Here is a 21900-nt window from a genome sequence, read left to right as displayed (position 1 = left end):
TTTTTCATCCTCCTACTTATCTATTCGAAGGAAATTAAAAAAAGTTACAAGATTTGTAACCTTTTTAAAAATAATATTAATCTCTATGAATCATAAATCCAGTTGCTTGTTGATTGGCCATGATGGTCATATCGGTGATTTGTACTCGTCGTGGTTGACTGGTCACATAAACTACAGCATCTGCAATATCTTGCGCCTGCAAGGCTTCAAGTCCCTGATAGACCATCGCCGCCTGTGCCTCATCTCCATGGAAACGGACCTTAGAAAAGTCAGTCTCTACAATACCAGGCTGAATAGTGGTCACCTTGATATCTGTCGCAATGGTGTCAATCCGAAGCCCGTCTGAAAAAGTTTTGACTGCAGCCTTGGTTGCTGAATAGACTGCTGCACCTGCATATGCGTAAATCCCTGCAGTAGATCCCATATTGATAATATGCCCTTGATTAGTTGCTACCATGGAAGGCAAGAGACAGCGTGTAACAGCCATTAAACCCTTGACATTGGTATCCAGCATGGTCAACATATCCAACTCTTCATAGTCCTGATAAGGCGATAAGCCTAGAGCCAGTCCAGCATTATTGACCAAGATTTCAACCTGACCTACTGTCTCTAAAATTTCTGAACAAACAGTCTTTACCATGCTCATATCTGTAACATCTAACGGAAAGGTCCAGATTTTTTGATTTGGAAAGGCTTCTGCGAATTCAGTTTTTAGAGTTTTGAGCCTTTCTGTTCGACGCCCTGTGAGTACAACATTCTCACCTTTTTCTAGATATGCACGCGCAATGGCTTCACCGATACCTGATGTTGCACCTGTAATGACTACATTTTTTGCCATCTTATTTCCCTCTGTCAAAGATTATAGGTAACTTTCATTGATTAAGCAGTCCAGTGCTTAGCCGGGTCAAAGGGTGTTCCAACTACCTGGTCGTCTGATAATTCAATGACACCACGTTTTTGGGGAGCATTTGGCAAGGCAAGCTCACGAGGACTACACATCATACCAAAACTCTTTTCCCCACGAAGTTCCCCTGAGAAAATGAGATTGCCTTTTGGCATCATGGCTCCAGGAAGAGCAACAATGGTTTTCAAACCAATACGTGTATTGGGAGCACCAGCAACGATTTGTACTGTTTTGTCATTCCCAACAGCAACTTGGCAGATATTTAGATGGTCACTATCTGGATGCGCCACCATTTCTACAATCTCACCAACCACAAATTTGGGTTCCTTGTCATTGATGATTTCTTCAGCAAATCCTTCTTCTTGCAATTCTTGGTTCAAACGGGCTACTTGGTCGTCAGTTAAAAAGACTTGCCCGCGCTCAGCGATTTCAAACATGCTAGAAACTTCAAAAATGTTCCAAGCGACAGTTTCACCAGTTTCTTTTAGGAAAACACGCGCTACATTACCTTTACGCTCAACATCTAGCTTGGCATCACCACTGTTTTTCACGATGACCATAAGGACATCGCCGACATGTTCTTTATTATATGTAAATATCATTCTTTTCTCCTATTTCAAACTTGCTAAAAAGTCATTGATTTGCCCCTTGGTTTTACGGTCACGATTGACAAAACGTCCAATCTCCTTGTCCTTGTCTAAAACAACAAGACTTGGAATCCCGTATACATCCCAAAGTTTAGCAAGTTCCATGTACTCATCTCGGTCTACCCGTATAAAAGTGAACTCTGGATTTGCCTCCTCAATCTCTGGCAAGGCAGGATAGATATAACGGCAGTCGCCGCACCAATCCGCAACAAAAAGGAAGACCTTCTTGCCATCCTGCTCTACTAGATTTGCTAATTCTTCGATATTTTTAGGAGAAATCATAAGACTTCCTCCTCGTAGATGAGATCTTCATCTTCATAGACAAAGGTATAGTGACGACCATCTTCAAAAATGACACCACCAACAAGACGTTCTAGGCTACTTTCGTATACTTGGACATAGAGAGTACCAATCTCACCCATTTCTGAGAAATAGTCACGCACAATAGCCGTTAACTCTTCCTGTGTCTTCATGAGTTTGTGATCATCAGCTACTTTCTTAGCACCAAAGGCAAGTGCTCCAAGCCCTGCCACGACTAAACCTGTTTTAATAATATTTTTCGTTTTCATGCTAACATTGTAACACAAAAAGGCTCAAGGAACAATGAAAAAGAGAGTGGGACAGAAATCGGTAATTCGTTAGAATTCGATTTCGTCGTCCCACCTCCGCACAGTTGAGTAGGGCTGTAAAAGCTGATGAAATCAGCGTAGTAGAGCCCACTCAACCACTGCGTCTTGCTCGACAATCCAAAGACAATTGAGAGGCTAGGACTTTTGTCCCAGCCTCCTTTCTAATTTCTAAACATTAATAATTTCTCTCGCCAAACAAACCTTCTGGTAAATCATGGAATCCCTTGCCTGCCTTGAAGTTTTCAAATTTACCTAGTAAGAACTGGTAGGCATCCAAACGACTCTCGTAGCGAATCATGGCATCTTTAGCGCGCTCATCTTGATCTTCTTCATAGACCTTTTGACTTTCCTTAAGAGCCATATCATTGATCATAATCTGGGTATTAACCCAGGCTTCAAATTCCTTCATAAATTCTTGCTCGTAACTCATTGTTTCTCCTTATTCTAATCCACGGAAAAAGTCGCTATCAATCTCACGGTAGGGTTGGATGTCCTGAACATATTCCAATACTCCTTGAAACTCTCCTGCTTGATCGTGGACAGCTGCGTAAGTGACATGGACAAACTTTCCACGTGATTCTGACTTGAACCACATCTCGTACTTGTCTTTTTTCCCTTCACGAAGACCTTGTATAATCGCTTTGACTTTCTCCAAATATTTTGGTGGATGGCATAGTTCGACATTTCGTCCAACCTGAGACGGTGTTCGCTTGAAAATCATTTCATCTGCTGGCGTATTATCGTTATAATACTGGAAGATATCATCCTTATTCACAAAGGTAATCTCCATCGGCAAATGATTAAGGATAAGATTCGCCTGTTCAACTGAGAGATAGCCATTGCCAAAAGCCTGCTGGCTGTTGCGATCTAGCACCGTTTCCTTTTCCTTTGGTGTAAAGGTGATAGTAAACTGACCTTCTGGTGTATCAATCACTTGCTGAACTTGTCCATCTACAGTTTCTAGCTGAGTTGGTTCTTCTACACTTTTCTCCTTAACAAAACGTTGACGTTCAGGAATCCATTTCTCAGACGGACGGATAATAGCATATCCATAGGCATCACTTTCCTCAGCAATCTGAATCCAGTCATCCTGGGTAAAGGATTCAAGCAGAATCATGAGAAGGATTGATTCTTCCTTAAAAATCATACTTTCAAACTCTGTCGCAAAAGCTTCAAAAGCTTCCTTTACGGTGGAAATTGGCACTTCTGGGAGCGACTTAGTTGCCACTAAGGCTGTTTGAAAGAGATCCCTAATCTGATCATCCACTCCCCACATGACTTTGGGAGGTGAATCATGTCCATAACGTTCCATGATAGGAAAAAAGAGCTCTTCCTTGCGCTGGTAGTGGATATCAAATTGACCAACAAGCCCCATCTGACGTACCAAACCCTTACGCATCTCCGCCAGCATTTCCTCATCGTCCACAGATTCATAAGTCGAGAGCAATCTACGGACCCGAATCAGAGCAGCACGGAGGGCTAAATTTTCATCCTTAAAGACACGCACAGGGTGACCAGGATGCTCGGTGTCTTCGACTTCTACGCCTTTAACAGCATTTTTAAAGAGATTAGCATGCACATCACAGAGTTCCATGACATCTTCAAAGGTGACGCCTGAGTCAGAGTTCATCAACTCGTGCTCCATGAGGGAAATCTCAATAGCAGATACACCTGTAAAAGTAGCATCGAATCGTTCCTGAACGGACTCTGGAGAGGCCCCATTATGCAATTCTAATAAAATATCCCGCAGGATATGAATACGTTCATCTGTCATTAGTCTAACCCGATCACTTCGTAACCATTTGCTTCAAGCGTACGTACAATCTTATCCATAGGAGTCCCTTCAAGCTTTGAGCCTTGTTTGAGCGAAACTTTTCGCCCTACAGTATTACGCATCAAGGGATTTGCAAGAGGTTTAAAACCAAGCTCAACCAAAACATCTAAAACTTCTGGATGTTTATCCACCACTTCCGCAACGGGAATTGATACATCGATTATATTGTCCATGAGAACCTCCATGAGTCTATTTCTAATCATTTAACTGCTTTTATTATACCATAAGGAATGGGATTAAAAAAACTAGCAACACAAGACTTGCTAGTTTCTTCATATCAGTCAGCTTCGATTCTCTCAGCCTCTTTTCGAATAATTGCTATATCATTTTGATATTGCACTTCAGAATAGTTAACTAATTTGGACAATTCTTTTTGCAATCTTTCGCCCATGGGTTTCATAGTCGCATAGGTTAATCCCCCTGAAATAACCCCACCTAGAATAGGAATCGCTTTTCCCATTCCCTTTGCCAAGCCTCTCCTTGTAAGAGTAACCCCAAAAATTTTCATAACCTTTTTTAAAATAGGGTACCAGCCAGCTTTGGCTACGGCTTTCTGAGGTACTGTGGTCATTACATGTTTAGCGACTGTAACACCACTAGAACGAAGCAAGGCACCCGCTCCGTTTACCCCAAGCATGACCCCTAGATAAAGTAATAGTGTGTTTTTAGCTTCTTCACTTAAGTCATTTCTTGATGCCCAAAGATCATTAAATCCATAAATATATCCCAATTCTTGGGCTAATTTCAAGGAAAAAGCATAAAACTGAGCTACATCCGTTGGAATAGTAAGCGCCATTAGAATACCTCCAGGTAGACCTACTAGAACAGATGTTCCACTTGCTCGTAAAACATTATCCTTTATGCAGGACCTGGCTACCCTATCTAAGGTTTCCTGGGGTAATAATGAAGGAGGACCTTGTTCTAACAATTTGGCAATATCCCTCTTATCTAATTCTTTAGAGAACTTCTCCACTAAAAATTTTTCTCTATTTACTTTCACGACAGGAAGCTTTACAACTTGTTGTAAAACTTTTATAGCTAGATCTTGTTTAGCCATCTATATCTCCATTTTATATTCAAGTTAAGCTTTATCATATCATACTATTAGAGATTTATACATTTTTTTAACCGACTTTTAAGAAGGGCAACTAATTAATCTATCATCATGTTTAAAGTAACAAAAAAGAGGGTTGCCCCTCTTTCTTATTTCTTATCCAGATTGCGTAACATTTCGTCAATCTTGTTTCCATACTCGATGGATTCGTCTTTGACAAAGGTCAAGTCTGGAATTTTATACAATTTCAAATTGTGACCAAGCTCACGTTTGATAGTTCCGGTTGCTTTTTCAAGCCCGATTTGAGCTTTTTGATTATCTGAAGCAAGATTACTCAAAATGGTGTAGTAAACCTTAGCTACAGACAAGTCACCTAGCATCTGAACATCTGTGATGGTCACTCCTTGGACACGGGGATCACGGACTTTCTTTTGCAAAATCTCATTGACTTCGCGTTTGATTTCCATGCCCACACGATCCGTACGGAAATGATTTCCCATGCTATTCCTTCCTCTCTATTGAATCAAAAGCTAGGCCAGCAGACCTAGCTATTTCTAGAAGATAGAGGAACTAGAGCCATTTGAATCTAGGAAACAAGCCTTAGATAGAACTGAAGTTCATCAAGGCGCTGTTGACAACGAGTCAAATGAGCTATCGTTTCTCTATTATCGTTTGATTTCTTCCATGATATAGGCCTCAATCACATCATCCATCTTGATATCATTGTAACCATCAATCATGAGACCACCTTCACGGCCGTTTGTAACTTCTTTGACGTCATCTTTATAGTGTTTCAAGCTTGCAAGTTCACCATCGTAAATAACGACACCGTCACGAATAACACGGACTTTAGAGTCACGGGTAACTTTACCGCTAGTAACCATAAATCCACCGATTGTTCCGACTTTAGACACTTTGAAGGTTTCACGGATAATCGCTTCACCGATAACTTTTTCTTCAAATTCTGGATCAAGCATACCTTTCATGGCTTCTTCCATCTCTTCGATAACCTTGTAGATAATGCTGTGGAGACGGATTTCTACATCGTCGGCTTCTGCTTGTTGGCGAGCTTGTGGTGTAGGACGTACGTTGAAACCAACGATAAAGGCATTTGAAGCTTCCGCAAGAGTCACGTCAGATTCGTTGATGGCACCAACTGCTGAGTGGACGATGGTAACTTTTACACCTTCCACATCAATCTTTTGTAGTGATGCAGAAAGGGCTTCAACTGAACCTTGTACGTCGGCTTTGATGATGACGTTAACAGACTTGAGTTCACCAGCTTTAAGAGTGTCAAAGAGGTTTTCAAGGCTTACACGCTGTGTAGCTTGACGTTGCTTCATAAGAGCACGTTTGGCACGCTCTTCACCTGCTGCACGAGCAGATTTTTCATCTTCATAAACGGCAAAGTGATCACCTGCCATCGGTGCTTCGTTCAAACCTGTAATAGATACTGGTGTTGATGGTCCTGCAACCTTAACACGACGTCCAAGGTCATTGGTCATGGCACGGACACGTCCGAAAGTATTACCAACAACGATTGGGTCTTGAACGTTCAAGGTACCTTGTTGAACAAGGAGGGTTGCAACCGCACCTTTACCTTTATCCAAGCGAGCTTCGATAACAGTACCGATGGCACGAACGGTTGGGTCTGCTTTGAGTTCTTGAATTTCAGCTACAAGAAGAACAGTTTCCAAGAGTTCATCGATATTTTGGTTGAATTTGGCTGAGATTTCTACAAACTCAGAATCTCCACCCCAAGCTGTTGACATAACACCGTGTTCAGCCAATTCGCCGATTACACGTTCTGGGTTGGCACCTGGTTTATCAATCTTGTTAATAGCAACGATGATTGGAACATTAGCTGCTTTTGAGTGGTTGATGGCTTCGATAGTTTGAGGCATAACCCCGTCATCTGCCGCTACGACCAAGATTGTAATATCGGTAACAGAGGCACCACGTGCACGCATAGAAGTAAAGGCCGCGTGTCCTGGTGTATCAAGGAAGGTAATCTTCTTACCATTTTCCTCAATCTGGTAGGCACCAATATGCTGAGTGATACCACCTGCTTCTCCTGTAGCGACACGAGAATTACGTAGGGTATCCAAAAGGGTTGTTTTACCATGGTCAACGTGTCCCATGATAGTTACAACTGGTGGACGTTCAACCAACTTGTCTTCATTTAGATATCCATCTTCTACGAAGAAACGTTCGATATCCGCATTGTCCACTTCTACCTTTTGTTTAGCTTCAATTCCATAGTCAACCATGAGGAGTTCGATTGTTTCTCCATCCAAAGATTGGTTTTGAGTGGCCATAACGCCCATCATAAATAGTTTCTTAACAATCTCAGCTGGTTCACGTTTGATACGTTTTGCGATTTCCGCAACAGTCATACCATCTGTATATTCAAATTCTGTTGGCAATTCATGGAATTTACGCTCTGTAATAGGTTTTGGAGCCTGATTACGGTTATTTTGTTTATTTCCTTTTTTATTTTTCTTATTGTTATTCCAGTTACTATTTCTTTGATTTCTCACTTGATTCTGACTACTTCGATTCTTTTGTTGTTTTCTAGGACCATCTTCCTCATGATCGTAATCATCACGATCTTTGTCTGGTCGAGCTTGCTTTTTACGACGTGTATCCACTACAGCCTCTTTGGCTACAGGAGCTACTTCAACTACAGGCTGAGTTTGTTCAGCTAGTTTAGCAGCTTCCTCAAAGATTTCTTCTGGCTCCTTGCGTTTATTAGCTTGAGCCAAGGCTTCTTTGGCAACTTGAGACTGTTTGAAGCGTTCCTCGCTTGAGCGTGCGTATTCTGCATTTTGCTCAGCCTTCAGAGCTGCTGCTCGGGCTTTAAAATCAATACGAGGACCAGCTTGGTTGGGACGATTATCAGCTTGTTGGCGATAATCATTACCGCGATTTCCTTGGCCTTGTGGTTTCTTCCCTTGGTCGTTAAAACGACGATTGTCACGGTTCCCTTGACCAGGTTTCCCACCATTACGGTTATCGTTCTTTTGACGGTTACCGTTTTGTTGTTGATCGCGGTTGTTACCCTTGTTTTGCTTGCGTCGTTCCGCTTGCTCTTTGGCACGCGCTTCACGTTCAGCCTTAAAGTTTCGACTCTGTGGTCTTGCAGCTACAACTTTTTCTTCCTTAGGAGTTGCTGGCGTAGCTGGTTTACTTTCCACCTTCGCTTCACTTGCTTTTGGCGCTACAGGTTTTGCTTCTGATTTAGGAGCAGCAGGCTTAAAGCTAGCTACGATTTTTTCAGCAGCAGCCGCCTCTACGCTTGAAGCATGGCTTTTCACTTCCAAGCCTAGCTCTTTTGCACGCGCTACAATATCCTTACTTTCTTTTCCAAGTTCTTTTGCGATTTCGTACAATCTTTTCTTAGACAAATCATGTCCTCCTCTTCTATTCCATAAGAGACCTCATTTTCTTTGTAAATCCAGCATCTGTTACAGCCAGAACCTTTCTCGATTTCCCGACTGCTATGCTTAATTCCAGTGTTGAAAACACGGTAATAACTTCTACTTGATAATAGTGGCTTTTATCCTGAATCTTCTTGGTCAGGTTAGGAGCAGCATCATGGGCCAGAAATACCAGTTTTACTTTCTGGTCTTGAATAGCCTTAACCACCATCTCTTCACCCGAAATGATTTTCCCTGCTCGCTGAGCAAGTCCCAAGAGATTACTTACTTTTTGCTTATTCAAGTCCTAACTCTCTTCTTTTTACTTTGTGATTGACATAGGCAATCAGCTCGTCATAAAAGCTTTCTTCAACTTCCATATTAAAGCTACGGTTAAAGACTTTTTTCTTTTTAGCCTCTAGGGCTTCTGCATTATCTAGCTTGATATAAGCGCCCCGGCCATTAGCCTTGCCTGTCGGGTCGATAAAGACCTCACCTTCTTTGTTCTTGACAATACGAAGTAAATCTCGCTTATCAATCACATCGTTGGAAACAACAGACTTGCGCAAAGGGATTTTTCTTGTTTTCATCTTTCCCTCCTCTAGCAGATCTTATTCTTCAATCAATTCGTCTGTTTCAGCGTAATCCACTTGACCTGCTTCTTCCATCTCTTCAAATTCACTTGCAGACTTGATATCGATACGGTAACCAGTCAAATGGGCTGCTAAGCGAACATTTTGTCCACGACGACCGATAGCAAGAGATAGTTTGTTATCTGGTACAACAACCAAGACACGCTTGCTATCGTTTTCATCAAAGATAACTTGGTCAACTTCAGCAGGAGCAATGGCATTGTAAATAAATTCAGCTGGATCTGCTACCCACTCGATTACATCGATGTTTTCTTCTACAGGTACCATGCGGTCGCTCTTAGCATCGTAACGAGCTGGATGGAATTTGCTTGTGATTTTCTTAATGTTTGCTCCACCGCGACCAACGATTGTTCCGATAGCGTCCACATTTGGATTATGACTACGAACAGCAACCTTTGTACGGTCACCTGCTTCACGAGCTACGCTCATGATTTCAACGGTTCCATCGTAAACTTCTGGAATCTCTTGTTCCATCAAACGTTTGATCATCTCTGGGTGGCTACGGCTAACAAAGACGTTTACTCCACGAGGATTGTCTTCCACTTTGTAGACATAAACTTCGATACGGTCATGGGAAGCAAACACTTCTCCAGGAATTTGGTCTTGTTTTGACAATTGGGCTTCGATGCTACCAAGGTTAACATAAATGAAACGGTTGTCAAAACGTTCTACTGTACCTGACATGATTTCTTGTTCATGCTCTTTGTATGTATTGTAGGTAATTGCACGTGTTTGCTTACGCATTTTTTCCATGATAGTTTGTTTAGCAGATTGGGCTGCTACACGACCAAACTCTCCTGGTGCTTCTTCAAATTTGATTTTGTCACCAAGCTCATAGGCTGAATTAATAGCAAGGGCATCTTTTAAACTGATTTCCAAACGGCTATCAAATACTTCATCAACAACTTCACGGACAGTATAGACAGTAAAGTCACCTGTCTTTTCGTTGAAATCAATAGCTACACTATCAGATTGACCATAGCGTCTACGGTAAGCAGAACGAAGTGATTCTACTACTGCGTCGATGATATCTTCTTTCTTGATTCCCTTGTCTTCTTCCAAAATGCGGAAGGCCTCTAGCATTTCTTTACTCATGTTCTTTTTACTTTTGAATTCTCAAAAGCTATCCTTTCTTTCTATAATTTTACTGCTAAACGTGCTTTTGATACCAAGTTATATGGAATTTGGACTGTTTTCTTGCGAGTTTTATCCATATATTCCATAGTCAACTCATCCTCTTCAAAGGACAACAAGGTTCCTTCAAAAACCTTTTGCTTATCGATGGCTTGATAGAGCCCGACATGGATGTATTTCCCAACCGCTCCAGCAACTGCTTCCTTGGTTTTCAAAGGACGCTCCAATCCTGGACTTGTAATTTCTAGGAAATATTGTTCTGGGAAGGGATCCGGCTTGATAGTATCTAGGACAGGACTGATAATTTCAGTCAAGTCTGCTGTATCATTCAAGGTGATTCCTTCAGGCTTGTCTACAAAAATACTAAGAATCATGTCACTGCCAATCTTTCCGTACTCGATATCTACGAGTTCAAAAGGAGCTTCAATAACAGGTTCTACGACTTCTCTGACTAATTCAACGATAGTTGCGATTGCGTCCACCTCCTCATAAGCAAGAGGCGAAGATATCTCCCCGCCTCTCTTTCTTATATTCTTGTTATTAGTATAACACAAATCAATCCAACCTGCAAGGATTTGACCTTTTCACAACCAATAGAAGGCTTTCCTTCAAAGGTTTCTGCATGATTTTATAAATGACGTTTCCTTTTACTGAGACGTATCGAATAATCCCAAGTCATATTTCCATGCTAAAATACGTCTTACAGACTCATCAATACGCTCTTCTGTCAAGTCCCCATAAGAAATTTTCTTTAATAGATAAGGAATCTGAGTTTGGTAGGAAGAACCTAGGATTAAATCATTTCCAGCTAATATTACCTGGAGAGCAGCTTCATCCTGACTGACAAAATCGGCTAATCCTGCCATATCTAAATCATCCGTCATTATGACCCCTTTAAAATTCAGCTCCTTGCGAAGAATTTCGTTGATTTTTGGCGAGATAGATGACGGCACTATATCAATTTTAGTCAGGATGTTGTGAGAAACTAAAATACTATCCGCACCTGCATCTATGCCAGCTTGAAAGGGTAGAAAATCTGCTTGTCTTAAATCATCCAAAGAGCGGTTGTCTTGGATAATGTCGGTATGACTGTCTCCATTATCACCATATCCTGGGAAATGCTTCAAGGTTGAACCGACCTTATTCTTTTGAAGTTCTTCTACAACTTGCTTAACATAACTTGCAGTTGTTTGGGCATCTTGTCCTATGGTCCGATCGTAAATAAAGGCTGATGAATCACCAGCAAGATCCGCAACTGGAAAGAGTCCAGCATTGATACCAACAGATTTCAGCACCTCTGCCTTTTTCCTAGTATCAGAAAGAACAGCCTCCATCCCTCCTTGATGATAAAGGGTCATAGGAGATTGGAAAGGAGTCTCCAAAATCGAACTGATACGTGTTACTGTTCCCCCTTCTTCATCTGAACCAATCAATAAAGGTGTCTTGGAAGCGGCCTGGTAGCGACTTGTCAAAGCCTTCATATCCTCTAAGGTTTGTCCTTCAAAATCTCGTCCAAATAAGATATAACCAGACAAATGATAGGATTTGAGATCTTCTATTTGATGATCGGCAGGAACTCTAGCCCAGAATAATTGCCCGACTTTCTCCTCCAAGGTCATTGTGGCTAATCTATCTTCAACAACCTTTTCCTTATCTGTTTCACTGGTTTGAGTAGTTTTCTCAGTTTTTTCTACTTGCACATCTGCTTGTCGATGGTGTTGATAATCCAAAAAAATCAAACCACCTATCACAAGGAGAAAGAAAAGATAGACTACAACAGGTTTTATGCTTCTTCTCATAACCCCTTCATTATACCACTTATCAGGGCACAAGTACACACTTATCAAAAACCCAAATCTATAAAAAACTCAAGGATTTAGTCCTGTCGAAGACAGAACTAAATCCTTGAGTTACATATTTACATTATATTTGAGTGAACGACAGTTTTTCACTAACAAGTCTTTACATTAAAACTGAGCTTCAACTCTATAAATGACTTGACCCTTGCTTGAAAACTTTTGCTCATACTCAGTCATAACATTTTCTTCAAAGTCGCTGGCATGTAAATCTAACCAAACGCCCTTGAGTTTCATGCCATATTGTGAAAAGCTCACTAAGCTATATTCAAACAAGCCACGATTATCTGTCTTGAAATGAATTTCACCGTGTTCAGGTAAGATTCGTTTGAAAGTGTCCAAGAAGCTCTTATAAGTCAAACGACGCTTCTCATGGCGTTTTTTAGGCCATGGATCCGAGAAATTCAAATACAAGCGGTCAATTTCACCATCTTCAAAATAATTGGTCAATTCTGAACCATCAACCCATAAAAGTTTGATGTTGGGAACTCCAACTTCTAAGACCTTGTCTAAAGCATAGCTTAATACAGACTTCTGAATATCAATCCCGATATAGTTGATGCTAGGATTTTGTTTGGCCATTCCTGTTACGAAAGCTCCTTTGCCACTACCAACCTCTACATGGATTGGATTGTCATTGCCAAACAAATCTCGCCACTTCCCTTTAGCTTCTGCGGGGTTTAAGACAACATACTGCGGATTAGCCTCTAACAGTTCTGTTGCCCCTTTACGATTTCTAACTCTCATTTTTTCTTTCCATACTTTTCTCGGAAGCTACGCAAAGCATAGATTTCCCGATTTACATTATCCAAATCTTGATTTTCATAGTATTTGGTAATGAGGCTCAAAAATGACAGTTGAGCATACCAATATAACTTATTCAAGACAGTTTGATTATACTTATAGCCATAATTAGTTAGCCATTCTTGCCACTGATACTCTGGAATATAGTGACAGAGCAGATAGGCCACATCAAACATACGATCAGTCAAGCGAACAGAATCCCAATCTACTAAATAAATCAAGCCACTCTCTGTTTCAAACCAGTTGCTATGACGAACATCCCCATGGACTATGGTTGCATAGTCTTCCCTAAAGCCAGGAAGATTCTCACGCAAATCACCTAAAACCATACGTAGATACTGGTTGTTTTTTAAAGCATCCGGAGCCTTGTTTACCCATGACTGAAGTAAATCCGAAGGTGTTTCCATTGCATATCCCAATCTTGTCAACTGGGTCATTAAGGGACGTGAACAGTGTAAACGTGTCAAAATATCGATAATTTGTTTACGGTTCATATCACTTGGCGTCAAAATTTTTCCTGTCAACCATTCCTGAGCGGACATATCACGGCCGTCTGGTAAACGACGGCTCCAGAGCAATTGTGGTGCAATTTGCTCTCTAGCTAAACCAGGCAGGATTGGAGAAGTATTCATTTTTATAAAAACACGTTTTCCATCAGGATAACTTCCCATATAAGCTTTTCCGCTCTTCCCAGATATCGGGGTTAGCGTTAGCTCAATATCACCCAAGTCCATTTCTTTCCTCCGAATAAAGTTTCCTTATTATTCTACTAATTTTTATGCTATTCGTCAACCAATCTTCTCAGTTGATACGGCAAATAAAGAAATTGCAAGACAAGACTTGCTCCCACAAGTGCTAGAACAAGAATTTTGTCCTTAAAAACAAGCAATCCTATGAGACTTTCCAAGATTAATACAAAAACCCCAATCGCTCTCAAAATTTCCTTCAAGCCTTTCTCTTTTTGCCCCTTACCTACTGGGAATAATTGCGTCAAATATTGATAGTCAAAGGCATGATAGAGGGCTAGAAGCTGGAATAACAAAAGATAATTGAATAAAATTACAATTGCGACTGCAATCCAAGATTGCTCAATGAAGATGAGAGCGGCCAAAGATAGGATTATGAGCCGCAGACTAAGGGCGAATAAATCTCCATTTCTCAGATAGGAACGAAGATAGAGGTTCTGCCATATTTTTCCTGGTACTTTCTGAACTCCCCTGAGGATAAAGTCCAGATAAGCTCGGCGCTTAACACTATTTGAAATCCCCTTGACCTGTGTAAAGAGGGCAAAGAATCGAAGCAAGAACTGCTTACGTTTACTTTCTTGCGCAATAACATAATCCCAGTTAAGTCCATTTCCAAGGAAAAAGTTGCTAGACTTTTGGCGAAAAATCACATATTTTACTATCCCCAAGACAAGGAGATAGACTCCAAAAATCGGCAAACCAAGACCCATGGCTAAGAATAAAGGCGCAAACAGGAGCAAAAAGAGAGTCTGCACACTGACCCAAAAGATGAAAGAAATCAGACTTTGCTTCTGGATGTGTTCTCTCACTTCTTCTTCAGCAACTAAAAGAAATAATTTGTCAGGCGCTTCTAGATAGGTCGCAATACCACCCCAAAGCAAAAGCAAAATAGATATCATCCCAATCAAAATTAGGATTGGGAAATGATTCTCAGGAAAGTGTTGGAGCAACTGGTTGTACTGGTAGGCCAAAAATCCTAACAACACCAACAAAAATAAGACAAAATGATCATTGAGCACATAACGGAGATAGCCCAAGCATTCCTTACGAAATTCCTGCTTTCGTTTTAAAAACAAGTCCTTCATAGCTCCTCCTCTTTGGTCAGAGCCAAATAGATATCATTGAGGCTTGCTTCTGGCATATCAAAGGCTTCTCGGAGTTGTTGGAGATTTCCTTTGGCTCTTACTTGACCTTTGTGAAGAATGACAAAAGAGTCACACATCTTTTCAGCAGAATCAAGAACGTGGGTACTCATAAGGATAGACTTTCCTTTTTTCTTTTCCGCTTCTAGAAGTTGAATCAAATCTGAAATCGCCAAAGGATCAAGACCAAGGAAAGGTTCGTCTACGATAAAGAGACTAGGATCCACGACAAAGGCACAGATAATCATAACCTTTTGCTTCATCCCTTTGGAAAAATGAACTGGAAACCAATCCAATTTTCGATCCAAACGGAACATTTTTAAAAGCAGCTCTACACGTTCAAAAGCTAGATTTTGCTCGATACCATAGGCCATAGCAACCGTCTCAATATGCTCTCTGAGAGTCAATTCCTCGTACAAGCTAGGAGTTTCAGGGATATAACCAATTTTCTTGCGATAGCTCGTAGCATCCTCTCTTAGAGTCAATCCGTCAATCTTAATCTCCCCACTATATGGCGTCAAAAGACCAATAATCTCATTGATAGTCGTAGATTTCCCCGCACCATTCAAACCTATCAAACCTACCAACTGTCCGCTCTCAACTGTAAAGGATACATCTTTCAAGACAGGGACATGAACATAGCCTCCTGTCAGATTTTTAATTTCTAACATATTTTCTCCGAATCTGGTATAATGTAGCTATATTATATCAAAATTCAATACACTAGAGGTGGTTTTTATGTCAGATTGTATTTTTTGTAAGATTTTAGCAGGAGAAATCCCTGCAGCCAAGGTTTATGAAGATGAACAAGTCCTTGCCTTTCTTGATATTTCTCAAGTAACACCTGGTCATACCTTGGTCGTACCTAAAGAACACTATCGCAACCTTTTAGAAATGGATGCTGCGAGCGCTAGCCAACTCTTTGCAAAGATTCCGGTTATTGCTCAAAAGGTCATGAAGGCTACCCAAGCTGAAGGTATGAATATCATCGCCAACTGCGAAGAAATCGCTGGACAAACCGTTTTCCATACCCATGTCCACCTCGTTCCTCGTTATGGTGCCGAGGATGACCTAAAAATTGACTTTGTTGCCCATGAACCTGATTTTGACAAACTTGCCCAAGTCGCTGAAACGATCAAAAACGCTTAAGGAGTTCCTATGAAACTATCAAATTTACTACTTTTTGCTGGATCAGCAGTCGGATCTTACCTCCTCGTTAAAAATCGTGAAGTTATCACTGAAGAAGTCTTAGATACAACTGATCGCGTTGAAGCAATCAAAGGCGATTTAGATGTTATCCAAAATAGCTTACAAATTATCAATCAACAAAAAGAAGTCATCAAGGAGTATCAAGAAGACCTAACCTATAAATTTAAAGCCTTAGAAAAAGACCTCCAAGCAAGACTTGCTGTGATAAAAGAACTACGAGAAACTGAAGAAAACTAAAAAAGAAAGCATCCAACTTTCCTTATATCCCCTTAAATCCATCTTGGATTACCAGCTCCTAACAGAAAAGGGAGGGACTAAACATGAAACAGTTTTTAAAAGTCATCTTGATTATTTCTGGTTGTTTCTGTCTTTTTGTAACCCTAGCATTTCTACTTGTGGCCAATCTTTTCAAGGCCTCATCAAGTGACATTCGAGAAGGAAATGAAACCTTAAAACAAATCTTTATCTCCCTTGACCTGCCTCCTGAGAAAGTTGAATCAAATGGACACTATCAATACGAGGGGGGAGGCTTGGATTTTTATGTGACTTTCTCAGATGAGGTTATCAATAGCCACCCTGTTCTTAAAGAAAGTCCAAACCTAACTAAAAACCGACTCAAAGTCTATGTCCTACAGACAGGAGATATTTCTTACTATAAAGTAGGGGATAACTTGTTTAATCATGGTTTAATACAATTTTTAGAGGAGGAAGGCGAGAAGTATTTCCGAGAAAACGGAAAGAAATCACATTCTTCTTACACAATTCTAACTTTGAATGATGCGGAAAGCATGAAAAAGGGAATCGCATTCTATGAAAAAGCGTTGACCTTGGTGGATATCCAGGATAATTCGGCGATTAAGCACATTGATACCGTAACTGTGAAACCCGGAAAAGAAGCGGAACTCAAGCAACTCATCCAGGAAATGGATAAAGCCGGCTTGCTCATTCAAAAATATCAATAGCAGATCAGTCAGAGAATCTTTTCTCCGATACTAACTACAAACAAAAAAGAGCCTTATGGCTCTTTTGTTTTATTCTCCCTCAAAGGCATCTTTTATATGGTCAAAGAAGCCTTTTTTCTTTGGATTGACTTTCAAGTCACCTGCAGCTGCGAATTCTTTCAAGGCTGCTTTTTGACGGTCGTTCAAACCTGTTGGAGTCACAACATTGACAGTCACATACTGGTCACCGACAACACCACCACGAAGACTAGGAGCTCCCTTGCCACGTAAGCGGAATTTTTTACCAGTCTGCGTTCCTTCTGGGATGACTAACTCAACATCCCCATGAACTGTTGGGATATCGACAGTATCACCAAGAGTTGCTTGGACGATATTGAGGTTTAACTTGTAGAAAATAGTTGTTCCTTCACGCTCAAATTTATCGCTTGCTTCTACAGAAACTACTACATACAAGTCTCCATAAGGACCACCGTTAAAGCCTGCCTCCCCTTGACCAGCTAGACGAATTTGTTGACCAGTTTCGACACCTGCTGGAATTTTCACATGGACACTGTGGGCTTGTTTTTCATGACCTGTTCCATGACAAGTTGTACATGGATCTTTGATTTCTTTTCCGCGACCATGACAGACATCACAGGTTACTTGGCGACGCATCATACCAAGCGGTGTTTGAGTATCGACGTTGATAACACCAGAACCGTGACAGCGTCCACAAGTAACTGGACTTGTTCCAGGCTTAGCACCTGATCCGTTACAAGTACGACAGCTTGATTCACGATTGTATTTGACTTCTTTTTCAGTACCAAAGATGGCTTCTTCAAAAGTCAAATTGACGCGATACTGGAGGTCATCACCTTGACGAGGAGCGTTTGGATTGCGAGAAGAACCGCCTCCGCCGAAAAAACTTGAGAAGATATCTTCAAATCCACCAAAACCGCCTGCACCATCGAAGCCACCGAAACCGCCTGCACCACCAAAGCCACCGTTGGCTCCAGCCGCACCGTATTGGTCATAAGCTGCCCGCTTTTGTTCGTCACTTAAAGTCTCATAGGCTTCTTGAACTTCCTTGTACTTTTCCTCAGCACCAGGCTCTTTATTGATATCTGGGTGATATTTTTTAGATAATTTCCGATAGGCTTTCTTGATCTCGTCTTGAGATGCATTCTTTGAAACGCCCAAACGGTCATAAAATTCAGTATTGTTCATTTAAGATACCAAGACCGTAAAATTCGACTGAAAAATAGGGAATCTGACGCAGGAGCGATGCTCCTAGACAGATTTATCTTTTTTCCGAGAATTTAGGTCGGGTTCAGTTCCTTTCTTTCATATTGAGTAAGAAACTTCAGAGCTCGAGTTCAATTCCCCGAACACTCTTTGTTCCTTTCTATAATTTTTATGTAAAACTTTAGAGGCTGTTTTCTATACTCTGCTTCACTTGATCAAATTCTTCATCTGATAGAGTAAATATCAAATCCTCTTCTGCATACTCGTTTTGTTCTTTAAAATAGTTGTCCGTACTCTCTGCCAGCCCTAAACTTAGAATCACTTTTCTTGCAAACTCTTGATGTGCAAAACCGATAGCCGTAATGATTTGTTTATCTTGCACAAGAACTTTCGGTTGGAAATTCTCACGTGGAAGAAATTCAAAATAGTCAAAGAAATTTTGCCAAATTCCACCTGTAAATTTCGTGTCCTTCAACAGACCTGCTTTCGCCAATAAAAGTGGAGCTGAAGAAATGGCTGCAATTAGGATATCTTGCTCACCAAGGTCCCTCAAAAACGAAATCAATTTCTCATCCTGTAGAGCAGGCCCTATATTTACCATTCCTGGCAAAATCACACAAGAATACTCTTCTATACTGATTTTATCCAATGTTTTCGTCGGTTGACAGAGCAAACCATCCTCAGAGACCACCATCGAATGCTCAGAAGCTACATAATCAATCGTGATGTCAAAAGACAGAGCTAAAGTACTCGTTAAAGCAGTTATCTCATAAAGAGAAAAATTAGGATAAATGATACAAAGTACTTTTTTCATACGCAACATCCTCTATTTTACCGAAAAACAGAGGCTGGGTTGCAACCTCTGGATTTCTTCCTATCATTACGACGTTCTAAAGCAAAGTCGATTATACTTTGTTTTTGAACTAGTAAGGCTGAATTGAGTTTCGGATTAAATCGAGCACGCCCTAACCTCTTGGTGAAAAAGACAAATCTTTCTAGAAACTAAAGTTTCTGCGTCAGATTTCCTATTTTCACTGTGAGGTTTTAACGGGCTTTGCATCTTATTTTTCCGTAAACTCTCCGTCTACGACGTCATCGCCTGCGTTTCCTGTTGCTTGTGCGCCTTCTGCTCCTGCTTGAGCTTGTTGCGCTGCTGCGGCTTGTTCGTAGAGTTTAACAGCAAGTCCTTGTGCTTTTTCGTTCAATGCTTCAAGTTTTGCTTTCATTTCGTCCAAGTTGTTGTCTTCTTGAGCTTTCTTAAGATCATCAAGGGCAGCTTGTGCAGCATCACGTTCTGCATCGAATCCTTTGCCTTCAGTTTCTTTGATTGTCTTTTCAGTCGCAAAGATCGCTTGGTCTACTTCGTTACGAAGGTCTACTTCTTCTTTACGTTTCTTATCTGCTTCAGCGTTTGCTTCTGCATCTTTCATCATGCGGTCGATTTCTTCGTCTGTCAAACCTGAGTTAGATTGGATAACGATTGTTTGTTCTTTTTGAGTTCCAAGATCTTTGGCTTTAACAGATACGATACCGTTCTTATCGATGTCGAATGTTACTTCGATTTGTGGAATACCACGAGGTGCAGCTGGGATATCTGTCAATTGGAAACGTCCAAGAGTCTTGTTATCTGCTGCCATTGGGCGTTCCCCTTGAAGAACGTGGATATCAACGGCTGGTTGGTTGTCTGCTGCAGTTGAGAAGACTTGTGATTTAGATGTTGGAATAGTAGTGTTGCGATCGATAAGTTTTGTAAAGACTCCACCCATTGTTTCAATACCAAGTGACAATGGTGTTACGTCAAGAAGGACAACGTCTTTGACATCACCAGTGATAACACCACCTTGGATGGCAGCTCCCATAGCAACTACTTCATCAGGGTTAACTGATTTGTTTGGTTCTTTACCAGTTTCAGCTTTAACAGCTTCAACAACGGCAGGGATACGAGTTGAACCACCGACAAGGATGACTTCGTCAATATCTGACAAGCTCAAACCTGCATCTGAAAGGGCTTGACGAACTGGAACTTTTGTACGTTCTACAAGGTCACGAGTCAAGTCGTCGAATTTAGCACGAGTCAAGGTCATTTCCAAGTGAAGAGGTCCAGCCTCACCAGCAGTGATAAATGGCAAGCTGATTTGAGTTGAAGTGACACCAGAAAGGTCTTTCTTCGCTTTTTCAGCTGCGTCTTTCAAACGTTGAAGAGCCATCTTGTCATTTGACAAGTCGATACCATTTTCTTTCTTGAATTCTGCTACTAAGTAGTCAATGATTTTTTGGTCAAAGTCGTCACCACCGAGTTTGTTATCCCCTGCAGTTGCCAATACATCAAAGACACCATCACCGAGTTCAAGGATAGATACGTCGAATGTACCACCACCAAGGTCGAATACCAAGATTTTTTCTTCTTTGTCAGTCTTGTCCAAACCGTATGCAAGAGCTGCTGCTGTTGGTTCGTTGACGATACGTTCTACTTCAAGGCCAGCGATTTTACCAGCATCTTTAGTTGCTTGACGTTGAGCATCGTTGAAGTAAGCTGGAACTGTGATAACAGCCTTGGTTACTTTTTCACCAAGGTATTCTTCAGCGTAACCTTTCAAGTATTGAAGAATCATAGCTGAGATTTCTTGTGGAGTGTATTCTTTACCGTTTGCAGAAACTTTTTCAGAAGTTCCCATCTTAGATTTGATAGAGATAACTGTATCTGGGTTTGTGACTGCTTGACGTTTTGCAGCGTCACCAACGATGATTTCACCGTTTTTGAATGATACTACAGAAGGGGTTGTGCGGTTTCCTTCTGGGTTTGCGATGATTTTGCTTTCAGTTCCTTCAAGAACTGCTACTGCTGAGTTTGTTGTACCTAAGTCAATACCGATAATTTTAGACATGTATTTTTCTCCTTAAATTTTATATTCTATTTTTGATTTTTCTTTTTGATACTCTTCTTAGGTGGCGGCGCCGTCAGAGCTTAACTTCGTTAATCTCTTTGACTAAACTTTGAGCCTAAGGTCTCAAAATTTGCCCAAATAACGCCACGGCGAAGAGTACCGCCTTTGGTTCGCTTCGCTCACTATTGGTAAAGCTGAACCATTGTTTATCTTTCTTTCATAGTTTAATGTCGTTTCGGACAAGGTTTTTAAGCCCTATTGCCTAGTTATACACGACTACCATAGCCGGTCTTAGGATGCGGTCATGGAGTTTGTAGCCTTTTTGAAAGACTTGTGCGATAGTGTCTGCTGGATGCTCATCATCAGCTGGGACTGTTTGAATAGCCATATGGTAGTTATGGTCAAACTCTCCATCAGCTGCGATTTCCTCGATTCCTTCTTCTTTCAGAGCGTGAATCAAACTTTCTTGAACCATTTCCAAGCCCTTCTTCACATCATCTGTCAAACCTTCAACTGCAAGGGCGCGTTCAAGGTTATCAAGTGACGGCAAGATTGCTTTTGCCAAATCTTGGCTGCGATAACGTTGCAAAAGTTGGCGTTCTTCATTGGCACGACGCTGAATGTTTTGCATTTCTGCGTGTGCACGAAGATATTTGTTTTCAAACTCCTCGGCACGTTCATTAGCCAAGTCCAATTCCGACTTCTCGGGAGTTGTTTCTTCTACTGGTTCAACAACTTCCTCTTCTTTTACTTCTTCATTTTTTATATCTTGGGCCATTTTCGCCTCCTTTAATGATT

At 41.0% G+C, this 21900-nt stretch carries 26 protein-coding genes; 3 read left to right on the top strand and 23 right to left on the bottom strand.

Annotation, left to right across the window (positions count from 1 at the left end):
* Positions 1 to 76: 76 nt before the first annotated feature.
* The 19 genes from ACWPUA_RS02735 to ACWPUA_RS02645 all read right to left on the bottom strand — a co-directional run bounded on the left by ACWPUA_RS02735 (position 77) and on the right by ACWPUA_RS02645 (position 15493).
* Positions 77 to 838, bottom strand: coding sequence for an SDR family NAD(P)-dependent oxidoreductase (locus tag ACWPUA_RS02735; protein WP_320693777.1), 762 nt, complete (start codon positions 836 to 838; stop codon positions 77 to 79).
* Positions 839 to 879: 41 nt separating this feature from the next.
* A complete protein-coding gene (gene ytpR, locus ACWPUA_RS02730) occupies positions 880 to 1506 on the bottom strand; it encodes a YtpR family tRNA-binding protein (protein ID WP_454378956.1) in 627 nt (208 codons plus the stop codon).
* A 9-nt stretch (positions 1507 to 1515) separates the two neighbouring features.
* Entirely contained in the window at positions 1516 to 1833 is a 318-nt protein-coding gene (locus ACWPUA_RS02725; protein WP_006144978.1) for a thioredoxin family protein, read from the bottom strand.
* A complete protein-coding gene (locus ACWPUA_RS02720) occupies positions 1830 to 2120 on the bottom strand; it encodes a DUF4651 domain-containing protein (protein WP_024053819.1) in 291 nt (96 codons plus the stop codon). Before ACWPUA_RS02720 ends, ACWPUA_RS02725 begins: the two co-directional genes overlap by 4 nt.
* Before the next feature lie 235 nt (positions 2121 to 2355).
* The gene (locus ACWPUA_RS02715) at positions 2356 to 2610 is read right to left on the bottom strand and encodes a DUF1912 family protein (protein WP_004251830.1); all 255 of its coding nucleotides are present in this window, start codon (positions 2608 to 2610) and stop codon (positions 2356 to 2358) included.
* A gap of 9 nt (positions 2611 to 2619) precedes the next feature.
* Positions 2620 to 3954 carry a DUF438 domain-containing protein gene (locus ACWPUA_RS02710; RefSeq protein ID WP_454378953.1) on the bottom strand — a complete coding sequence of 445 codons (1335 nt, stop codon included), beginning with the start codon at positions 3952 to 3954 and terminating at the stop codon, positions 2620 to 2622.
* Positions 3954 to 4187: a DUF1858 domain-containing protein gene (locus ACWPUA_RS02705; RefSeq protein WP_006151852.1), complete on the bottom strand. Its 234-nt coding sequence runs from the start codon at positions 4185 to 4187 to the stop codon at positions 3954 to 3956. The genes ACWPUA_RS02710 and ACWPUA_RS02705 overlap by 1 nt, the downstream gene beginning before the upstream one ends.
* A gap of 104 nt (positions 4188 to 4291) precedes the next feature.
* Positions 4292 to 5071, bottom strand: coding sequence for a hypothetical protein (locus ACWPUA_RS02700; protein ID WP_454378951.1), 780 nt, complete (start codon positions 5069 to 5071; stop codon positions 4292 to 4294).
* A 146-nt stretch (positions 5072 to 5217) separates the two neighbouring features.
* The gene (gene rbfA / locus ACWPUA_RS02695) at positions 5218 to 5568 is read right to left on the bottom strand and encodes a 30S ribosome-binding factor RbfA (RefSeq protein WP_004251823.1); all 351 of its coding nucleotides are present in this window, start codon (positions 5566 to 5568) and stop codon (positions 5218 to 5220) included.
* A 165-nt stretch (positions 5569 to 5733) separates the two neighbouring features.
* Entirely contained in the window at positions 5734 to 8475 is a 2742-nt protein-coding gene (infB, locus tag ACWPUA_RS02690) for a translation initiation factor IF-2 (protein WP_454378949.1), read from the bottom strand.
* 16 nt (positions 8476 to 8491) lie between these two features.
* Complete coding sequence (locus tag ACWPUA_RS02685) at positions 8492 to 8791, bottom strand: YlxQ-related RNA-binding protein (protein WP_316599279.1); 300 nt, start codon at positions 8789 to 8791, stop codon at positions 8492 to 8494.
* Complete coding sequence (rnpM, locus tag ACWPUA_RS02680; protein WP_247912793.1) at positions 8784 to 9077, bottom strand: RNase P modulator RnpM; 294 nt, start codon at positions 9075 to 9077, stop codon at positions 8784 to 8786. Before rnpM ends, ACWPUA_RS02685 begins: the two co-directional genes overlap by 8 nt.
* 21 nt (positions 9078 to 9098) lie before the next feature.
* Positions 9099 to 10235, bottom strand: coding sequence for a transcription termination factor NusA (gene nusA, locus ACWPUA_RS02675; protein WP_454378946.1), 1137 nt, complete (start codon positions 10233 to 10235; stop codon positions 9099 to 9101).
* A gap of 41 nt (positions 10236 to 10276) precedes the next feature.
* Positions 10277 to 10756 carry a ribosome maturation factor RimP gene (rimP, locus tag ACWPUA_RS02670; RefSeq protein WP_004251813.1) on the bottom strand — a complete coding sequence of 160 codons (480 nt, stop codon included), beginning with the start codon at positions 10754 to 10756 and terminating at the stop codon, positions 10277 to 10279.
* 165 nt (positions 10757 to 10921) lie between these two features.
* Positions 10922 to 12073 carry a glycoside hydrolase family 3 protein gene (locus ACWPUA_RS02665; RefSeq protein ID WP_454378943.1) on the bottom strand — a complete coding sequence of 384 codons (1152 nt, stop codon included), beginning with the start codon at positions 12071 to 12073 and terminating at the stop codon, positions 10922 to 10924.
* 168 nt (positions 12074 to 12241) lie between these two features.
* Positions 12242 to 12877: a tRNA (guanosine(46)-N7)-methyltransferase TrmB gene (trmB, locus tag ACWPUA_RS02660; protein WP_454378941.1), complete on the bottom strand. Its 636-nt coding sequence runs from the start codon at positions 12875 to 12877 to the stop codon at positions 12242 to 12244.
* Complete coding sequence (gene ccrZ / locus ACWPUA_RS02655; RefSeq protein ID WP_006150214.1) at positions 12874 to 13668, bottom strand: cell cycle regulator CcrZ; 795 nt, start codon at positions 13666 to 13668, stop codon at positions 12874 to 12876. The genes trmB and ccrZ overlap by 4 nt, the downstream gene beginning before the upstream one ends.
* A 47-nt stretch (positions 13669 to 13715) precedes the next feature.
* Positions 13716 to 14765: an ABC transporter permease gene (locus ACWPUA_RS02650; protein WP_454378939.1), complete on the bottom strand. Its 1050-nt coding sequence runs from the start codon at positions 14763 to 14765 to the stop codon at positions 13716 to 13718.
* Positions 14762 to 15493 (bottom strand): ABC transporter ATP-binding protein, encoded by a 732-nt coding sequence (locus ACWPUA_RS02645; protein ID WP_414268403.1) that lies wholly within the window; start codon positions 15491 to 15493, stop codon positions 14762 to 14764. Before ACWPUA_RS02645 ends, ACWPUA_RS02650 begins: the two co-directional genes overlap by 4 nt.
* A gap of 67 nt (positions 15494 to 15560) precedes the next feature.
* On the opposite strand from ACWPUA_RS02645, the gene ACWPUA_RS02640 reads away from it, so the two are divergent.
* The 3 genes from ACWPUA_RS02640 to ACWPUA_RS02630 all read left to right on the top strand — a co-directional run bounded on the left by ACWPUA_RS02640 (position 15561) and on the right by ACWPUA_RS02630 (position 16993).
* Positions 15561 to 15971: an HIT family protein gene (locus ACWPUA_RS02640; protein ID WP_454378936.1), complete on the top strand. Its 411-nt coding sequence runs from the start codon at positions 15561 to 15563 to the stop codon at positions 15969 to 15971.
* Positions 15972 to 15980: 9 nt separating this feature from the next.
* Entirely contained in the window at positions 15981 to 16268 is a 288-nt protein-coding gene (locus tag ACWPUA_RS02635; RefSeq protein WP_247921885.1) for a hypothetical protein, read from the top strand.
* An 83-nt stretch (positions 16269 to 16351) separates the two neighbouring features.
* The gene (locus tag ACWPUA_RS02630) at positions 16352 to 16993 is read left to right on the top strand and encodes a hypothetical protein (protein WP_454378933.1); all 642 of its coding nucleotides are present in this window, start codon (positions 16352 to 16354) and stop codon (positions 16991 to 16993) included.
* 69 nt (positions 16994 to 17062) lie between these two features.
* On the opposite strand, the gene dnaJ is transcribed toward ACWPUA_RS02630, so the two are convergent.
* From dnaJ to grpE, 4 genes are all read right to left on the bottom strand, one after another.
* Positions 17063 to 18199 carry a molecular chaperone DnaJ gene (gene dnaJ, locus ACWPUA_RS02625; protein WP_414265174.1) on the bottom strand — a complete coding sequence of 379 codons (1137 nt, stop codon included), beginning with the start codon at positions 18197 to 18199 and terminating at the stop codon, positions 17063 to 17065.
* 199 nt (positions 18200 to 18398) lie between these two features.
* Positions 18399 to 19031, bottom strand: a complete 633-nt coding sequence (locus tag ACWPUA_RS02620; RefSeq protein ID WP_414265175.1) for a DJ-1/PfpI family protein — start codon at positions 19029 to 19031, stop codon at positions 18399 to 18401.
* Positions 19032 to 19278: 247 nt separating this feature from the next.
* Positions 19279 to 21102, bottom strand: coding sequence for a molecular chaperone DnaK (dnaK, locus tag ACWPUA_RS02615; RefSeq protein WP_178895436.1), 1824 nt, complete (start codon positions 21100 to 21102; stop codon positions 19279 to 19281).
* Between the two features lie 262 nt (positions 21103 to 21364).
* The gene (gene grpE / locus ACWPUA_RS02610; RefSeq protein ID WP_006151695.1) at positions 21365 to 21880 is read right to left on the bottom strand and encodes a nucleotide exchange factor GrpE; all 516 of its coding nucleotides are present in this window, start codon (positions 21878 to 21880) and stop codon (positions 21365 to 21367) included.
* Between the last annotated feature and the right edge of the window lie 20 nt (positions 21881 to 21900).

Source organism: Streptococcus sp. Marseille-Q6504, from assembly GCF_965111625.1.
The sequence above is the reverse complement of the archived record's forward strand: the minus strand, read 5'-3'. Positions and strand labels throughout refer to the sequence as shown.

What these genes read in the sequence shown, in the direction of transcription:
- ACWPUA_RS02735 (WP_320693777.1), bottom strand. Translation starts at nt 838, where the DNA reads ATGGCAAAAAATGTAGTCATTACAGGTGCAACATCAGGTATCGGTGAA.
- ytpR (WP_454378956.1), bottom strand. Translation starts at nt 1,506, where the DNA reads ATGATATTTACATATAATAAAGAACATGTCGGCGATGTCCTTATGGTC.
- ACWPUA_RS02725 (WP_006144978.1), bottom strand. Translation starts at nt 1,833, where the DNA reads ATGATTTCTCCTAAAAATATCGAAGAATTAGCAAATCTAGTAGAGCAG.
- ACWPUA_RS02720 (WP_024053819.1), bottom strand. Translation starts at nt 2,120, where the DNA reads ATGAAAACGAAAAATATTATTAAAACAGGTTTAGTCGTGGCAGGGCTT.
- ACWPUA_RS02715 (WP_004251830.1), bottom strand. Translation starts at nt 2,610, where the DNA reads ATGAGTTACGAGCAAGAATTTATGAAGGAATTTGAAGCCTGGGTTAAT.
- ACWPUA_RS02710 (WP_454378953.1), bottom strand. Translation starts at nt 3,954, where the DNA reads ATGACAGATGAACGTATTCATATCCTGCGGGATATTTTATTAGAATTG.
- ACWPUA_RS02705 (WP_006151852.1), bottom strand. Translation starts at nt 4,187, where the DNA reads ATGGACAATATAATCGATGTATCAATTCCCGTTGCGGAAGTGGTGGAT.
- ACWPUA_RS02700 (WP_454378951.1), bottom strand. Translation starts at nt 5,071, where the DNA reads ATGGCTAAACAAGATCTAGCTATAAAAGTTTTACAACAAGTTGTAAAG.
- rbfA (WP_004251823.1), bottom strand. Translation starts at nt 5,568, where the DNA reads ATGGGAAATCATTTCCGTACGGATCGTGTGGGCATGGAAATCAAACGC.
- rnpM (WP_247912793.1), bottom strand. Translation starts at nt 9,077, where the DNA reads ATGAAAACAAGAAAAATCCCTTTGCGCAAGTCTGTTGTTTCCAACGAT.
- nusA (WP_454378946.1), bottom strand. Translation starts at nt 10,235, where the DNA reads ATGAGTAAAGAAATGCTAGAGGCCTTCCGCATTTTGGAAGAAGACAAG.
- ACWPUA_RS02665 (WP_454378943.1), bottom strand. Translation starts at nt 12,073, where the DNA reads ATGAGAAGAAGCATAAAACCTGTTGTAGTCTATCTTTTCTTTCTCCTT.
- trmB (WP_454378941.1), bottom strand. Translation starts at nt 12,877, where the DNA reads ATGAGAGTTAGAAATCGTAAAGGGGCAACAGAACTGTTAGAGGCTAAT.
- ccrZ (WP_006150214.1), bottom strand. Translation starts at nt 13,668, where the DNA reads ATGGACTTGGGTGATATTGAGCTAACGCTAACCCCGATATCTGGGAAG.
- ACWPUA_RS02650 (WP_454378939.1), bottom strand. Translation starts at nt 14,765, where the DNA reads ATGAAGGACTTGTTTTTAAAACGAAAGCAGGAATTTCGTAAGGAATGC.
- ACWPUA_RS02645 (WP_414268403.1), bottom strand. Translation starts at nt 15,493, where the DNA reads ATGTTAGAAATTAAAAATCTGACAGGAGGCTATGTTCATGTCCCTGTC.
- ACWPUA_RS02640 (WP_454378936.1), top strand. Translation starts at nt 15,561, where the DNA reads ATGTCAGATTGTATTTTTTGTAAGATTTTAGCAGGAGAAATCCCTGCA.
- ACWPUA_RS02635 (WP_247921885.1), top strand. Translation starts at nt 15,981, where the DNA reads ATGAAACTATCAAATTTACTACTTTTTGCTGGATCAGCAGTCGGATCT.
- ACWPUA_RS02630 (WP_454378933.1), top strand. Translation starts at nt 16,352, where the DNA reads ATGAAACAGTTTTTAAAAGTCATCTTGATTATTTCTGGTTGTTTCTGT.
- dnaJ (WP_414265174.1), bottom strand. Translation starts at nt 18,199, where the DNA reads ATGAACAATACTGAATTTTATGACCGTTTGGGCGTTTCAAAGAATGCA.
- ACWPUA_RS02620 (WP_414265175.1), bottom strand. Translation starts at nt 19,031, where the DNA reads ATGAAAAAAGTACTTTGTATCATTTATCCTAATTTTTCTCTTTATGAG.
- dnaK (WP_178895436.1), bottom strand. Translation starts at nt 21,102, where the DNA reads ATGTCTAAAATTATCGGTATTGACTTAGGTACAACAAACTCAGCAGTA.
- grpE (WP_006151695.1), bottom strand. Translation starts at nt 21,880, where the DNA reads ATGGCCCAAGATATAAAAAATGAAGAAGTAAAAGAAGAGGAAGTTGTT.